Below are 14,184 nucleotides of genomic sequence, written 5' to 3' on the forward strand. Positions count from 1 at the left end.
GGCACAACTTTTGTTATTTAAGAGGTATGAAGAAAAATCTGAAACGCATTATTTTTGGTACCGGTGTGCTTTGCCTTGTGGTTCTTGCCGGTTATTACCTGCAGAGACTTCAGACTAAATCTTACAGTCCCGAAGATACCGTGGCCTATCAGCAGGACGACTTGCAAATGGAAGTTTTCTACAACCGCCCATATAAGAAGAACCGGGAGATTTTCGGCGGCCTCGTACCTTACGGGGAGGTGTGGCGAACGGGCGCAAATGAAGCAACTACTTTTCAAACCAATGAAAATATTATGGTAGACGGCTCGTTCTTACCTGCCGGAAAATATACGCTGTGGACGATTCCAGGTGAAGATTCGTGGAAAGTAATCTTTAATTCTGAAATGTATCCATGGGGAATTACTCTTGATAAAGTCCCTTCGCGCCTGCCCGAGCATGATGTTCTCACCATTGAAGTACCGGTTGAAGAACCTGGATCTTCCATTGAACAATTCAGCATATATTTCCAGGAGACCAACGAGCTTATTGAAATGATTTTAGCCTGGGATATGACAGTAATCTCTATCCCAATAATCGAGGCCTCTCAAACCATGATGCCCGAATCTATTTCTAGCTAGAAAATTTTAACAGAAGATTGGGGTTAGGACAATTTTTAAGGTAAGACTCTATCTCCCTGCGACAGGCCACTCCTGGATAATCCCCGCTTCTCCCCTGAAGATCCTTAATAAGCTGAAAATGTAAATGCGGTGCGTAATCTCCATTTTCAAGGGGTTCCCCAAGTTCAGCTATTTTTTCTCCTTTTTTGAAAATCTGTCCTACGACTAATTCATCTAATGATCTTCGGCTTAGGTGTCCGTAAAGACTATAAAATGTCTGGTTTTCAACGGCATGTTCAAGAATAATGGTAGGTCCATAATCTCCAAAAGCCTTATTATCCTGAAAACTATGTACCTTTCCATCAAGAACCGCAAGAACGGCGGTTCCATGCGGTGCCCAAAGATCTACTCCCAAATGTATGTTCCTGTTAAGATCCTTTTCAGGAGAAGCCGTGAACAGGACACTGCGGCGGTATAAATCCCTCGTTTCATTATATCCTCCAAAAGCCGCTTTTGCACCTCTTTTCTGTAGAAATTCCTCCATATATTCTGAAAAATCTTCGGAAGAAGAAATATCTGTCTTCACCAATTCATCGCTGGTTTTAGAAAGATCTATGGAAACATAATCTTCGGCTTTATACTTGATATCAAGTACAGGCGTGAAGTCTGTAGTTAAAGAAGAAAGATAATCTGAAAATCCGGAAGAATGCATGCTGAAATTTTTGCTCAAATGTAGTCTCCAAAATGGCATTTTACAAGCCTTTTTTTAAATCTGAATTTGGAAAATAAAGGAAGAATAAAACAAACTCTAATTTTTTAATTTCAAAACATGAGGTCCGGAAATAAATTTAAAATGATGTCTAGCCAAAATGGTATAAAAAAAGCACCTTAAAAGGTGCTTTTTTATTGAAGAAAGTTCAACCAACTACTCTTCTTCGTCTTCGTCTAACATTAAATTTAGTGTAACATCAATATTATCACGAGTCGCCCTTGAATAAGGACACACTTCATGCGCGGCATTCACCAGTTCTTCTCCTGTCTCCACATCTACTCCGGGAATATAAGTGTCAAGAACCACGCTAAGCTGAAAATCGTCTTCTTCAGTCTTACCTATAGAAACTTCAGCTGTCACAGTAAAATCTCCCAGATCTACCTTTCTTTCTTTGGCGACTGCTTGTAAAGCACTGCCATAGCAAGCAGAATATCCCGCTGCAAAAAGTTGTTCCGGATTGGTTTTATTACCTCCGGCACCCCCCATTTCCTTGGGAATGCTCAACTCCAGATCAAGAACCCCGTCGTCACTTTTTACGTGCCCCGAACGGCCACCTGCGGTGGTTGCGCTTGCAGTATACAATGTCTTCATAATGAATTTTTATTTTATTAATTTAGTACTTCAATATACGAATTACATTTTCACCTAAAAAAGTTTTTCCCATTGGTCAGCAAATCGCCTTTAAAACAATCTGAAAGCGGTAATTCACGCTCTAATGTGAGTGCGGCCTCGGCTAGCAGAATTAAAAAATCTCGCAAAAAAGCAACTACTGTGGAACAGCTTTTTCAGAAGATCCTGAAGAAGGATCAGGCGGCATTAAGCAGAGCCATAACTTTGGTGGAAAGTAACCAGCCCAACCACCAGGAAAAAGCAGGAGAACTAGTGGAGAAATGCCTGCCATATGCTAATAAATCCATTAGAATAGGAATTACGGGTGTACCCGGAGTGGGAAAAAGCACTTTTATTGAAGCTTTTGGAAATTACCTCGCCAACAATGGCAAAAAGGTAGCGGTGCTTGCAGTAGATCCTACAAGTACAATTTCGGGCGGGAGTATTCTGGGCGACAAAACCCGAATGGAAACCCTGGTGAATCATGAAAATGCTTTCATTCGTCCCTCCCCTTCCGGTGATTCTCTTGGCGGAGTGGCAAAAAAGACGCGGGAAACCATCATTTTATGCGAGGCTGCAGGCTTTGACACGCTGCTCATAGAAACGGTGGGAGTAGGACAGAGTGAAACAACGGTGCACAGCATGACCGACTTTTTCCTACTACTCAAACTTGCCGGAGCAGGCGATGAACTGCAGGGAATAAAACGTGGAATCATTGAAATGGCCGATGCCATCGTTATTAATAAAGCCGACGGTGAAAACAGAAAACCGGCTGAAAAAGCAAAATCTGAATTCCGAAGGGCATTGCACCTTTATCCTGCAAAAACAAGTGGGTGGCGACCAAAAGTTTCTTTATGCAGCGCACTTCATGAGGAAGGGATTGAAGAAATCTGGCAAATGGTAGAGGAATTTCGTACTTCTGTAGAGAAAAACCAACATTTCTACATTCGGCGCCAGGAGCAGAATAAATTTTGGTTACAGCAGACCATCAATGAGCATCTCAAGAACCGTTTTTATAACAATCCTGAAATTAAAAAGGAACTGCAGTTACAAATGAAGGCGGTAGAGAATAATGAAACCACTCCTTTTTCCGCAGCAAAATATTTGCTTAGCTTAACCTAAAACTTCAGCAAAAAAATGTGTTGAAAATGCCATTTTACGCACCTGAATGATTAAAATACTTTTCCAGAATAAAAGCGTGAAGCTTATAGAACAAAAATCCGAAGCCGCCTCCAATTAAAAATCCGGTAAAAATATCCAGCGGATAATGCACACCCACATAAATCCTGCTGTAAGCAACCATAAGCGCCCAAACCATCAAAAAATAAAGTAATTTTGGATAATTGGTCTTCATCGCAAAACCAAGGAACATGGTTAGCGCCGCCGAGCTGGCTGCATGCGCCGAAAAATAACCATATTTGCCGCACCTTACCGCCACAAAACGTGCATATTCCATGACGCCTTCCTGTCTACAGGGTCGTGCTCTTTCAAAACCAGCTTTAAAAACATTTGCCAATTGGTCTGTAATGCTAATCAATCCCGCTACTAATACAAGTGTGACAGCCATTCCCTTTAAACCAAAGCTCCTGTAAATCAAATATAGCAGCACCGCATAAAGTGGAATTGATGACCACTTATTGGTAATGAAGTTCCAGAAAGCATCCCAGGCCGGAGATCCCAGGTTATTTAAGAAAAGAAAAAGTTCGTGATCAAGTTCTAAAATCTGCTCCATGCTGAAAGCTGTTATTCTTCGTACCGGGAAACTTCCCTATCGTAGAATTCGTTCGCCTGCTGGATCAAACCTTCAGCTTCGGATGAAAGTTCTTTTTCATCGGAAGCATCGAAATCCTCGAGCCATTCTACTTCGTCGTTTTCCAGATTAATGATGAACCTGGGAAACTCTGTATGAATTACAAAAATAGCATCTGGATAATCTGTATTATCCCCCAGAAGAAACTTTGGAAATTCCATTGAAATTAGTTTTTATTATGAAGTTCAGGATGTGCCTGAAGCAATAGTTTTTTACTTAAATACCGAAATCGAAGATACAACATTAATGCCGAAGCAGTAAGGCCTGCCAAAAGTCCCAGCCAAATCCCCATACTTCCAAGAACTTCGGCTTTACCAAAGTACCATGAAACCGGAAAGGCAATGATCCAGTAAGAGATAAAGCATATCACCGTTGGGATCTTCACATCCTGAAGACCTCTTAACGCTCCCAAGATAACAACCTGAAGACCATCACTTAGCTGAAACAGTGCTGCTACAATTAATAATTGTGAAGCCAGCATAATTACCTCGGCGTTATCAATATAGAAGGTTGGCAGCCAATCTTTTAAAAGGATGAAAGCCACTGCAAAAACGGCTTCTATAATAAACACCAGTAGAAAGGTTGAAAACGCAATACGCCGAAGGGCATGATAATTAGCACTCCCCTTTTGATTTCCTACCCGAATTGTGGCTGTAACTCCCAGTCCCACGGCGATCATAAAAGTCATGGAAGCGAGGTTGAGCGCAATTTGGTTCGCGGCCTGCGGATTTGTTCCCAAAGTACCTGCGAGAAATACGGTAGCCGTAAAAATAGCAACTTCAAACAACATTTGAAGGGCTGTAGGAAAGCCAAGCAAAAACAGCCTTTTAAAGACTTCAGGCTGCAGCATTTTTTTTCTGGACCACTGGAAATATTTTCTAAATTTTTTCTTTCGTCTCATTATCTCCCACACGAACCACAACATGAAAAATCTAGAAATGAGGGTTCCCAGGGCAGCTCCTTCCAGCTCCAGACGTGGAAAAATCCATATTCCGTAGATAAGGAGATAGTTAAACAGAACATTTACTGCGTTCGCAAGAATGGTAGCATACATCGCATATTTTGTTTGAGACAAACCATCTGCAAACTGCTTGTATGCCTGAAATATCATCAACGGAATCATAGAAAAGGCTACAATCTCGAGATACGGAATGGCAAGCTCCACCACCTCTGGCGGTTGATTAAGAAAATAGAGCACAGGTTTGGCAAACAATAGCAACAGAAACAGAAGAATGCCATTTATGGTACACATCATGATCCCATGGTGAAAATAGCTTTTTCCCTGCTCAATATTTCCGGCGCCATCGGCTTCTGCAACCAAAGGGGTAATCGCAAAAGAAAATCCTATTCCCAGAGATAATGCTATAAAAACCAAAGTATTCCCCAAAGAAACTGCAGCTAAAGGTGCAGCACCCAGCTGGCCCACCATGAGGTTATCTGCCAGGCCTACCAGTACATGCCCCAGCTGCCCGAGCATTACCGGGTATGCCAGCTGCAGGTTTGTTCCAAATTCTTTTGTGTAGGCTGTTAGTCGCACGTTTCAAAATTAAGCTCGCAAAGATAGAAAGATAATTAGAGGAGTAATTGGAAAAAAGCTATAAAACAAAAGCTGAAATTTGTCTATAAAACTCAGACAAACTTCAGCTTTTTTAAATGTGCAGATTCTAAACAGGCTATCTTGCGAAAGGATCCTAATCCTTTAACGGCTGCTCCATTGCAATGGAGTTAAAGCCATACTTGTCTACCAGGTAAACCAGTGAAGCCATGGTAGCAGCGCCAAGTTCAAGTTCACGTTTGTTCACCGCCTCAAAAGTATCGGTCGCGGCATGGTGGTAATCAAAATAGCGCTGAGAATCTGGTCGCAGACCTGCAAGTACAGTGGTTCCATTTTTTAAAGGCCCAATGTCTGCACCACTTCCTCCCTGCGCAAAATAATGAATAAGATAAGGTTCAAAAAGCGATTTCCAGCGCTCTACCTGTTCAAACTGGGCATCTGTAGCATCAAAAGAGAATCCTCGAGGGGTGAAACCACCCGAATCGCTTTCCAGCGCAAAAATGTGGTTTTCACCATTGATTTTAGCAACCTCTGCATATTTGTTTCCGCCGCGAAGTCCATTTTCTTCATTCATAAAAAGAACGACTCTTAGTGTTCGTTTTGGACGTATTCCAGTTTCTTTAAATAAACGCAATACTTCCATAGACTGCACCACTCCCGCTCCATCGTCGTGTGCCCCATCACCTAGATCCCACGAATCAAGATGCCCCCCAACTACGATAATCTCATTCGGAAATTCGCTTCCGGTTATTTCTCCAATAACATTGTGCGACTGTACATCGGGATAGTTTTTACAGCTCATTTTATAGTAAAACTGCAAGTCTTTATCGAGTTTCAGCATACTGCTTAAATAATCTGCATCTTTCGTACTTATAGCTGCCGCAGGTATTTTTTGTTCATTAGTCAAATCTCCATAACTCATAGAACCCGTATGAGGATACTCATCTATTTTATGTGATAATGAACGCACAATCACTCCGGCAGCACCGTATTTTGCAGCTTCCTCGGCTCCGGAATAACGTTGGTCCACACAGCCTCCATAAGCCTGAAAAGTATGAATCAATTCAGGCCGCATTGGGCGATTATAGAAAACAATCTTTCCTTCTATCTGCTCCTTTCCGTAATTCTTAAGATCCTCAAGCCCCTTCACTTCTATCACCTGTGCACGTAAACCTGTTGCGGGTGTAGCTACCGAACCTCCCAAAGCTACAATGTTTACAGTATTCGTATTGCCTTCTGTTTGCACATAAGCATATTCGGCCTGACCCCGCGTCCATTTTGGAACCATTACGGGTTGCAGCCAAACCTTATCCAACCCCAGCTTTTCAAGTTCGGCTTTCGTATATTGCACTGCTCTTTCGGCGTCTACAGAGCCCGACAGCCTTCCACCAATTTCATTAGAAAGATGATCCAGCCAGCTATAGCTTTTCCCATTCAGCAAAGACATGTCGTACAAATTTCTAAGGGATAAGGAATCTACTTGTTCCTGCGAGAATTGTGCATTGGTATTGAAAAAGCTCATTAGAACCAATAATGCAAATAAATTTTTGTTCATATTATTCTGTTTATCTTCCTTATTTTCAGTAAAAACAAAAATAAAAAACCTTTCTTCTAAAAGTGGATTTTTCATATTTTTTTGATGACAAATAAAGGTGGCTCAATATCATATTTTCGGCCACTCTGCATTAACTATAGCTTACAGGAAACTATTTTTTTTTATCTTTCGCCAAATTATTACCGATTGTGGACAAGCAACAAATTATAGAGAACGTTTCCACGTTACTCCAGGAAATTCCCACTTCCATGGAGATCGTGAAAGATGACCATAAAAAGGAGCAGCGTTTCCGCTATTTAGCCACCTATATGGTAGAAAAAGCCATTGAAAAGGATGCTTTAATTACTTCTGAAGACGGGAAAGGAATCGCTATTTTGTTTCGTACCAACAGCAAGGACAAGAATTTCTGGAAGGATCTTATAATGGACGTGAAACTGGCAATCAATGTCACCGGGATAACTAAAGGTTTAAGCGCCATGAAAAATCAGAAGTATGTTAAAAGCCAACGTCCCAGTGAAGGAGACTATCTTTACTGCTGGTTTTGGGGCATTCTTCCAGATTCAAGGGGAAGTGATGACGGCAAAACTGCTTATCATATGAAAAATAGATTCTATGAGATCGCCCAGGATTTACAGTTGCCAATTTATGCCGAAACCAGGATTAGACGAATAAGCCTTGCCTATCGCAGATACGGTTTTGAGCTTTTCAACGAATGGAAACATCCCAGCGGGGATACGATGTATTTCCTCAGATACACACCTCCTCCAAAAGATTCTTAGATTTAAGTGGCTTACTTACTAGCGAATAAGCGCACATCCTCTTCATTCACCTCTTTCCCACCAAGAATAATAAGACGTTCCACTACATTCCTGAGTTCGCGAATGTTTCCCGTCCAGTTGTATTCCTGAAGAAGCTTCAAAGCATCTTCAGAGAAAGTTTTTGGATTCACTCCCTGCTCTTTAGATACTTTTTCTGAAAAATATTCCACCAATAGTGGAATGTCTTCCCTGCGTTCATTAAGCGGAGGTACACTAATTAGAATTACCGCAAGCCGATGGTACAGATCTTCCCTGAACTTTTTATCCTGAATTTCCTGCTGTAGGTCTTTGTTGGTCGCCGCAACCACGCGCACATCTACTTTAATATCTTTATCGCTTCCTACGCGGGAGATTTTATTCTCCTGTAGCGCACGCAACACCTTAGCTTGTGCAGAAAGACTCATATCACCTATTTCATCCAAGAATATTGTTCCCCCATTTGCAGCTTCAAATTTACCTGCCCTGTCTTTATTAGCCGAGGTAAAAGCACCTTTCACGTGCCCAAACAATTCGCTCTCTATTAGTTCTGAAGGAATAGCCGCGCAATTCACCTCCACCATTGGCCCACCCGAACGATCGCTCTTTTGATGCAGCCAGTGTGCTACCAGTTCTTTCCCTGTTCCATTGGGACCGGTAATGAGGACGCGAGCATCTGTTGGCGCCACTTTTTCGATCATCTCCTTAATATGAGAAATGGGCTGTGAATCTCCCACCATTTCGTAATTTTTACTCACCTTTTTCTTTAAGCGGGTATTTTCCACCACTAATTCTTTACGGTCGAGTGCATTTCTAACTGTGTTCAAAAGGCGGTTTAAATCGGGTGGTTTGGAAATATAATCGAAGGCGCCCAATCTCATGGTGTTCACAGCAGTATCCAGGTCTCCGTGGCCAGATATCATTACAATGGGAATTTCTGGTTTTATTTTTTTCACCGCCTCCAGAACTTCCACTCCATCCATTTTTGGCATTTTAATATCACACAACAAAAGATCATAATCATGATCTTTTACTTTTTCAACTCCTTCAAGACCATCGGCTGCCTCTTCCACTTCATAGGTTTTACTTTCTTCTGTAAGTATTTTTACGAGTACTCTTCTAATTGCTGCCTCGTCTTCGATTAACAGTATTTTTGGCATATTCTATTTCTACTTTAGGGTATAATTAGATGGAAAAAACAAAGAATTTCTTGTTACTTCCAATATGATTTGCTTTAGCCTTTTAGGCTTTTTTAGCGTCAAATCTTTCACCGTAATATACTAAATGTTTTGGAAATTAGCCTGCCTGGTCCGGCTCACAAGAATTAAATAAGAGTTAATTCTGCAGATAATAAAAAAGGAAATTTAAGATTATTGTTCTTCTTCCTTCTTTTCAGAATCTAACGTTGCCGGTGGGGGAAAAAGGTGAACATCTCTCTGCGGAAATGGAATAGTCACTCCGCTTTCCCGGAATTTCCTGTCGATCGTAAACCGCACCAAACTTTTTATCTTTGGATCCACGAAACTATCAGACACGAAAAAATTAATTGAAAATATGAGTGCGGAATCTCCGAAGTCTTCAAAAAGCACAAAAGGCTTTGGGGTTTTTGTGATTCCCTGCTGTTCATGTACACTTTCAAGAAGTAATTTTCTTACAAGTTCTGTATCACTCCCATAAGCTACCCCTACTCTAACAAATTCTCTCGTGGTACGATGATTTTGAGTGAAATTAAGAATAATATCTTTCGTAAACTTATGATTTGGGATGATCATAACTTTATCATCTCTTGTTAGTAGCCGTGTCGTACGAAGTTTAATATCTATTACTCTGCCCACCCGGCCTTCCATTTCTACCACATCTCCTACCATAAGTGACTTATCGGTTATAATGAAAAGTCCGCCTATGATATCTTGAAAAAGTTCCTGCAGGGCAAATCCCAAACCAACAAATAATGCTGCCGAAGCTGTAAGAAGAATGGTAATGTCAATTCCGGCCGAATTCAAAACTGCAATAATCACTACAACATAGACGAGGTATCGAATAAATTTGAAAACGCTAATGAATTTCAGCTTATCAGATTCCGACAGTTTCCTTGTGAAAAAGGTTCGAATCCCGCGCATTAGGACGTTCGTGAACAAAAAAGCTATAATAATGATGAGAAGCAAACCAACGGTGATTCGGTCTCCATCGCCAACAGGAATTAATGTTAGATCAAGAAACTCCAGGATACTCCCCCAAATATCTTCTTCGATTACTTCTTTGACCTGATCTACGCCGCCCTGCATTTGCCTAATATTTCAACCACTTGTATAATTCTTTGTAGGAAGGTTTTTTTCCATACATAAGGATTCCAACTCTGTAGATCCTTGCCGCAAGCCATACAATCGCCGCATTTGTTATGATTAATATTAAAATTGATAAGCCAAGTTCCCACCATGCAACTCCAAAAGGTATTCTCATTAACATCACGATTGGGGAAGTAAGCGGGATCATAGAAAAAATTGTAGAAATTGAGCCATGAGGGTTTTCAACAACTGCAAAAAATCCCACGTAAATTCCAAGCATGAGTGGTAGAATGACAGGAAACATAAATTGTTGTGTATCAGTTTCGTTGTCTACAGCAGCACCTATAGCAGCATAAATGGAGCTATATAAGAAATATCCGCCTATAAAATATACAAGGAAAGATATAGTAAGCGTCAGTAATGGTAAATTCGCAATATCAAAGATAAGTTGCTGAAGTTCATTATCTGACATTTGATCTACCGCCTGTTCCTGCATTCCCTGAGCTGCACTAACATCTACACCCAGCACCGAAGATGCCACGAAAAGAAGCAATCCTCCCAACATCACCCAAATGGAAAACTGGGTAATTCCTGCCAGCGAGGTTCCTAAGATTTTTCCCAGCATTAAATGTATGGGCTTTACAGAAGAAATAATGATCTCAATAATTCTGTTCGTCTTTTCTTCAATAACACTCCTCATGACCATGTTCCCGTAAATAATAATGAACATCATCAATAAATACCCGGCTGCGCCACCAAAAAACATTTTGACATAATTTGACATTTTTGAGGTACGTTCTCCTGAAAAGTTCTTTATCTGGATGTTTACTGCGGCTTCTGCAGATCTTATTGCTTCCACGTCCACTCCTCTTTCTTCCAGCTCCCGCCCTGTGAGCTTATCGGCTACGGTGCGCTCTATCCCACTTAAAAAGCCAAAAGCCGGTGCTTCCTGAGCGAAAAACTGAAGGCTTCCAAGCGACATGGAATCCTGTGGAATGTATAACAACCCATAAAAATCTCCTTCTCTAATCACCTTTTTGGCTGATTCAAGATCAATTGAAGAAAAATCCTGAAACTTAACCTCATCAGAATCTGTAAATTCCGTTTTAAATAAACCTGATTCATCATGAATCCCTACAGTTCTTACTTCAGCCTTATTAAGACTGGTGAGATAGGCAATCAACATGATCATTCCCACTAAGATCAACGGACTCAGGAATGTCATGACTACAAATGTATTATTTCTTACCCTTGCCAGGTACTCACGCCTAATAATTAATTTGAGATTACGCATTTCCCGTCACGGTTTTGATAAAGATGTCATTTACAGAAGGAATTACTTCCACGAAATAATTAATTTGAGCTTTGCCAGCAAGATATAAAAGTAAATCATTGGGAGTAGCCGTTTCTTCTATTTGAATCTTTAGTTTAAGATCATCATGAATACTTTTAAAACCGGCTTCACTAATAATAAATTTCGCCGCAAGTTCTTTTCTCAGAGCCTCATGATCTGGAGTATTTAACCCAACTTCAAAAGTATTGGATTTATAAGCTCTTTTAATTTCTGTTACTTTCCCGTCAATCAATTTATTTGATTTATGAATGAGCGCCATGTAATCACACAATTCTTCTACGCTTTCCATTCTATGGGTTGAGAAAAGAATCGTTGCGCCTTGCTTGCGTAGTTCCAGGATCTCATCCTTGATCAGATTGGCATTTACAGGATCAAACCCGCTGAAAGGTTCATCAAAAATGAGCAATTTAGGCCTGTGTAGAACGGTGACAACAAACTGCACCTTTTGCGCCATACCTTTTGATAATTCCTGTATCTTCTTGTCCCACCAGTCTTCAATGTTCAAACGTTCAAACCAATATTTAAGCCTTTCTTTTGCCTCGGCTTTAGAAAGTCCTTTTAATTGAGCGAGATAAAGTGCCTGTTCTCCTACTCTCATGGATTTATACAAACCACGCTCTTCAGGCAAATAGCCAATATGCTGAATATCTCCTGGCTGCAAAGGCTTTCCATCCAAAATAATATTTCCTTTACTTGGAAGAGTGATTTGATTGATGATTCTGATAAATGTTGTTTTTCCTGCACCGTTTGGTCCTAACAAACCAAAGATACTTCCTCGTGGAATTTGAAGTGAAACATTATTGAGTGCAGTAAAATTTCCAAAAGTTTTTGAAATATTCTCTGCTACCAGAAGGTTGTCCATAAATGTTCTTTGTTGTAAATATATTTAAAAGTAGCAATTTCCATTTGGCATTAGGAAGATTTTAGTAATGAACCATTTAACCAGATTTTTTCCTCAAGATACCTAAAAAAACAAAACCCATCCTTAATTGCTTAAGGATGGGAAAAAAATTGCTATGAAAAAGAAAAATTATCACCAATCGAAATTAGTGATATTCAAATATATATAAAAAAAAGTTAATGTTCTACATTTATGAGAACATATCTTTAACTTTTTCGAAAAATGATTTGTCACTTTTCTCCGGTTTCGGCTGGAAATGATCATCATTAGCCATACGTTCGAAGAAATCACGTTGCTCACGGCTGGTGGTTTTTGGAGTCCAAACGTTTACATGAACAAGCAAATCTCCTTTGCCATAACCATTAAGGTTTGGTATGCCTTTTCCTCGCAGGCGGAGAATCTTACCAGATTGAACTCCTTCTTCTATTTTAATCCTTACTTTCCCGCTTACCGTTTCTATCTCTTTGGAAGTACCAAGGATCGCTTCAGAAAAACTGATGTAGAGATCATAATGAAGGTTCACTCCTTCTCTCTGAAGGTTTGGATGTTCCTTTTCCTCTATTGCCACGATTAAATCACCGGGTATTCCATTACCAGGTGCATCGTTCCCTTTTCCGGAAACTTTTAACTGCATTCCATCTTCAACCCCGGCAGGAATTTTAATAGATACGGTCTCTTCTTTTACTACCAATCCGTTGGCATCGGCATCTGCAGGTTTGTGATCAATGCTTTGCCCTGCTCCACCACAGGTTGTACATGGTGATGCAGTTTGCATTCTACCCAAAATGGTATTGGTTACCCGGGTCACCTGACCTGTACCTTTACAGGTAGGACAGGTTTTATAAGTTGTTCCCTGCGCCTGAAGCTTACGCTTTACCTTAATTTTCTTTTCAACACCATTTGCAATTTCCTCAAGAGATAGGGCCACACGAATACGAAGGTTGCTTCCCTTTGCACGGCGTTGACCACCGCCAAATCCGCCGCCAAAACCGGAGAATCCGCCACCGCCACCAAAGGCACCGCCAAAAATATCACCAAACTGGCTAAAAATATCATCCATGTTCATTCCGCCGCCGCCGCCGAAACCGCCGCCGCCTTCGAAAGCCTGGTGTCCAAAACGGTCATAACGGGCGCGCTTATCCTCGTTACTGAGCACTTCGTAAGCTTCGGCCGCTTTTTTGAACATTTCCTCAGCTTTTGAATCCCCCGGATTTTTATCGGGGTGAAATTCAATGGCTTTCTTACGATAAGCCTTTTTAATTTCAGCCGTAGAAGCGTTTTTACTTATTCCTAATACTTCGTAATAATCCTGTTTCATTGTTTCCTTTGCTTAATTTTGCTGGTGTATTTCTAGATAATTAAAAGGTTTATTTCCCGGTCACCACTTTTGGATAACGAATAATGCGGTCACCAAGTTTGTACCCTTTCTCTACTACGTCAACAATCTTGCCTTTTAATTTATCTGAAGGTGCCGGGATTTGAGTGATTGCTTCATGAAGATCGGCATCAAAATCATCCCCCTCCTTTATTTTCATTACTTCCAGCCCTTTGCTGCGTAAAGTTTCTCTAAACTTGTTATGAATAAGTTCCACTCCTTTCAGAAGATTTTTATCCTTTGCCTTTTTTATTTCATTAAGAGCTCGATCAAAATCATCAAGAACCGGCAACATAGCTGTCATCACATCCTGGTTTGCCGTTTTAAACATCTCTACCCGCTCTTTGCTGGTACGTCTTTTATAATTTTCAAACTCCGCAAACAGTCTAAGGAACTTATCCTTTTCCTTCTCAAGATCTGCCTTTAATTGCTCTTCTTCTGAAAGTTCTTCTGTTTTCCCTTCCGAAGAATTACTTTTTTCTTTGTTGTTCTCTGCTTCTTCTATGGCATCATCAAGGATATCTTCTACCTGATCTTTAATAGTTTCTTCCTCTGGATTGGTTTTATCTTTGCTCATT

General features: G+C 40.6%; 15 protein-coding genes. 3 read left to right on the forward strand and 12 right to left on the reverse strand.

The genetic code is table 11. From position 1 onward, the window contains the following. Positions 1-26 precede the first annotated feature (26 nt). Positions 27-617, forward strand: a complete 591-nt coding sequence (locus tag ACOV1Q_RS12780; protein WP_424494790.1) for a DUF2911 domain-containing protein — start codon at positions 27-29, stop codon at positions 615-617. Here ACOV1Q_RS12780 and ACOV1Q_RS12785 read toward each other — a convergent pair. Next, the gene (locus ACOV1Q_RS12785; protein WP_424494791.1) at positions 610-1,308 is read right to left on the reverse strand and encodes a peptidoglycan DD-metalloendopeptidase family protein; all 699 of its coding nucleotides are present in this window, start codon (positions 1,306-1,308) and stop codon (positions 610-612) included. The genes ACOV1Q_RS12780 and ACOV1Q_RS12785 overlap by 8 nt on opposite strands. A gap of 213 nt (positions 1,309-1,521) precedes the next feature. Then, the gene (locus ACOV1Q_RS12790) at positions 1,522-1,959 is read right to left on the reverse strand and encodes an organic hydroperoxide resistance protein (RefSeq protein ID WP_424494792.1); all 438 of its coding nucleotides are present in this window, start codon (positions 1,957-1,959) and stop codon (positions 1,522-1,524) included. Between the two features lie 72 nt (positions 1,960-2,031). Between ACOV1Q_RS12790 and meaB the strand changes: the two genes are divergently transcribed. Then, on the forward strand, positions 2,032-3,099 hold the full coding sequence (meaB, locus tag ACOV1Q_RS12795) for a methylmalonyl Co-A mutase-associated GTPase MeaB (RefSeq protein ID WP_424494793.1): 1,068 nt from the start codon (positions 2,032-2,034) through the stop codon (positions 3,097-3,099). Positions 3,100-3,133: 34 nt separating this feature from the next. Here the strand turns inward: meaB and ACOV1Q_RS12800 are convergent, their stop codons facing one another. The 4 genes from ACOV1Q_RS12800 to ACOV1Q_RS12815 all read right to left on the reverse strand — a co-directional run bounded on the left by ACOV1Q_RS12800 (position 3,134) and on the right by ACOV1Q_RS12815 (position 6,897). Then, positions 3,134-3,709, reverse strand: a complete 576-nt coding sequence (locus ACOV1Q_RS12800) for a phosphatase PAP2 family protein (protein ID WP_424494794.1) — start codon at positions 3,707-3,709, stop codon at positions 3,134-3,136. An 11-nt stretch (positions 3,710-3,720) separates the two neighbouring features. Next, positions 3,721-3,948, reverse strand: a complete 228-nt coding sequence (locus ACOV1Q_RS12805) for a DUF8828 family protein (protein WP_424494795.1) — start codon at positions 3,946-3,948, stop codon at positions 3,721-3,723. A gap of 5 nt (positions 3,949-3,953) precedes the next feature. Beyond that, positions 3,954-5,324, reverse strand: coding sequence for an MATE family efflux transporter (locus ACOV1Q_RS12810; RefSeq protein WP_424494796.1), 1,371 nt, complete (start codon positions 5,322-5,324; stop codon positions 3,954-3,956). A gap of 154 nt (positions 5,325-5,478) precedes the next feature. After that, positions 5,479-6,897, reverse strand: a complete 1,419-nt coding sequence (locus tag ACOV1Q_RS12815; RefSeq protein WP_424494797.1) for a M20/M25/M40 family metallo-hydrolase — start codon at positions 6,895-6,897, stop codon at positions 5,479-5,481. 188 nt (positions 6,898-7,085) lie between these two features. Between ACOV1Q_RS12815 and ACOV1Q_RS12820 the strand changes: the two genes are divergently transcribed. After that, positions 7,086-7,676 carry a hypothetical protein gene (locus ACOV1Q_RS12820; protein ID WP_424494798.1) on the forward strand — a complete coding sequence of 197 codons (591 nt, stop codon included), beginning with the start codon at positions 7,086-7,088 and terminating at the stop codon, positions 7,674-7,676. Between the two features lie 11 nt (positions 7,677-7,687). Here the strand turns inward: ACOV1Q_RS12820 and ACOV1Q_RS12825 are convergent, their stop codons facing one another. The 6 genes from ACOV1Q_RS12825 to ACOV1Q_RS12850 all read right to left on the reverse strand — a co-directional run bounded on the left by ACOV1Q_RS12825 (position 7,688) and on the right by ACOV1Q_RS12850 (position 14,183). Further along, positions 7,688-8,851, reverse strand: a complete 1,164-nt coding sequence (locus ACOV1Q_RS12825) for a sigma-54-dependent transcriptional regulator (RefSeq protein WP_424494799.1) — start codon at positions 8,849-8,851, stop codon at positions 7,688-7,690. Between the two features lie 210 nt (positions 8,852-9,061). Then, positions 9,062-9,976, reverse strand: a complete 915-nt coding sequence (locus ACOV1Q_RS12830) for a mechanosensitive ion channel family protein (RefSeq protein ID WP_424494800.1) — start codon at positions 9,974-9,976, stop codon at positions 9,062-9,064. Between the two features lie 4 nt (positions 9,977-9,980). After that, positions 9,981-11,270 carry an ABC transporter permease gene (locus tag ACOV1Q_RS12835; protein WP_424494801.1) on the reverse strand — a complete coding sequence of 430 codons (1,290 nt, stop codon included), beginning with the start codon at positions 11,268-11,270 and terminating at the stop codon, positions 9,981-9,983. Next, a complete protein-coding gene (locus tag ACOV1Q_RS12840; RefSeq protein ID WP_424494802.1) occupies positions 11,263-12,192 on the reverse strand; it encodes an ABC transporter ATP-binding protein in 930 nt (309 codons plus the stop codon). Before ACOV1Q_RS12840 ends, ACOV1Q_RS12835 begins: the two co-directional genes overlap by 8 nt. A 229-nt stretch (positions 12,193-12,421) precedes the next feature. After that, positions 12,422-13,549, reverse strand: coding sequence for a molecular chaperone DnaJ (gene dnaJ, locus ACOV1Q_RS12845; RefSeq protein WP_424494803.1), 1,128 nt, complete (start codon positions 13,547-13,549; stop codon positions 12,422-12,424). A gap of 49 nt (positions 13,550-13,598) precedes the next feature. Beyond that, positions 13,599-14,183, reverse strand: coding sequence for a nucleotide exchange factor GrpE (locus ACOV1Q_RS12850; RefSeq protein ID WP_424494804.1), 585 nt, complete (start codon positions 14,181-14,183; stop codon positions 13,599-13,601). Between the last annotated feature and the right edge of the window lies 1 nt (position 14,184).

The organism is Salinimicrobium maris, assembly GCF_049680855.1.
In the GTDB taxonomy this organism is placed as follows: domain Bacteria; phylum Bacteroidota; class Bacteroidia; order Flavobacteriales; family Flavobacteriaceae; genus Salinimicrobium.

Excerpts from the sequence above, each read along its gene's own strand:
- ACOV1Q_RS12780 (WP_424494790.1), top strand. The coding sequence starts at position 27 with ATGAAGAAAAATCTGAAACGCATTATTTTTGGTACCGGTGTGCTTTGC.
- ACOV1Q_RS12785 (WP_424494791.1), bottom strand. The coding sequence starts at position 1,308 with ATGCATTCTTCCGGATTTTCAGATTATCTTTCTTCTTTAACTACAGAC.
- ACOV1Q_RS12790 (WP_424494792.1), bottom strand. The coding sequence starts at position 1,959 with ATGAAGACATTGTATACTGCAAGCGCAACCACCGCAGGTGGCCGTTCG.
- ACOV1Q_RS12800 (WP_424494794.1), bottom strand. The coding sequence starts at position 3,709 with ATGGAGCAGATTTTAGAACTTGATCACGAACTTTTTCTTTTCTTAAAT.
- ACOV1Q_RS12805 (WP_424494795.1), bottom strand. The coding sequence starts at position 3,948 with ATGGAATTTCCAAAGTTTCTTCTGGGGGATAATACAGATTATCCAGAT.
- ACOV1Q_RS12815 (WP_424494797.1), bottom strand. The coding sequence starts at position 6,897 with ATGAACAAAAATTTATTTGCATTATTGGTTCTAATGAGCTTTTTCAAT.
- ACOV1Q_RS12825 (WP_424494799.1), bottom strand. The coding sequence starts at position 8,851 with ATGCCAAAAATACTGTTAATCGAAGACGAGGCAGCAATTAGAAGAGTA.
- ACOV1Q_RS12830 (WP_424494800.1), bottom strand. The coding sequence starts at position 9,976 with ATGCAGGGCGGCGTAGATCAGGTCAAAGAAGTAATCGAAGAAGATATT.
- ACOV1Q_RS12835 (WP_424494801.1), bottom strand. The coding sequence starts at position 11,270 with ATGCGTAATCTCAAATTAATTATTAGGCGTGAGTACCTGGCAAGGGTA.
- ACOV1Q_RS12840 (WP_424494802.1), bottom strand. The coding sequence starts at position 12,192 with ATGGACAACCTTCTGGTAGCAGAGAATATTTCAAAAACTTTTGGAAAT.
- dnaJ (WP_424494803.1), bottom strand. The coding sequence starts at position 13,549 with ATGAAACAGGATTATTACGAAGTATTAGGAATAAGTAAAAACGCTTCT.
- ACOV1Q_RS12850 (WP_424494804.1), bottom strand. The coding sequence starts at position 14,183 with ATGAGCAAAGATAAAACCAATCCAGAGGAAGAAACTATTAAAGATCAG.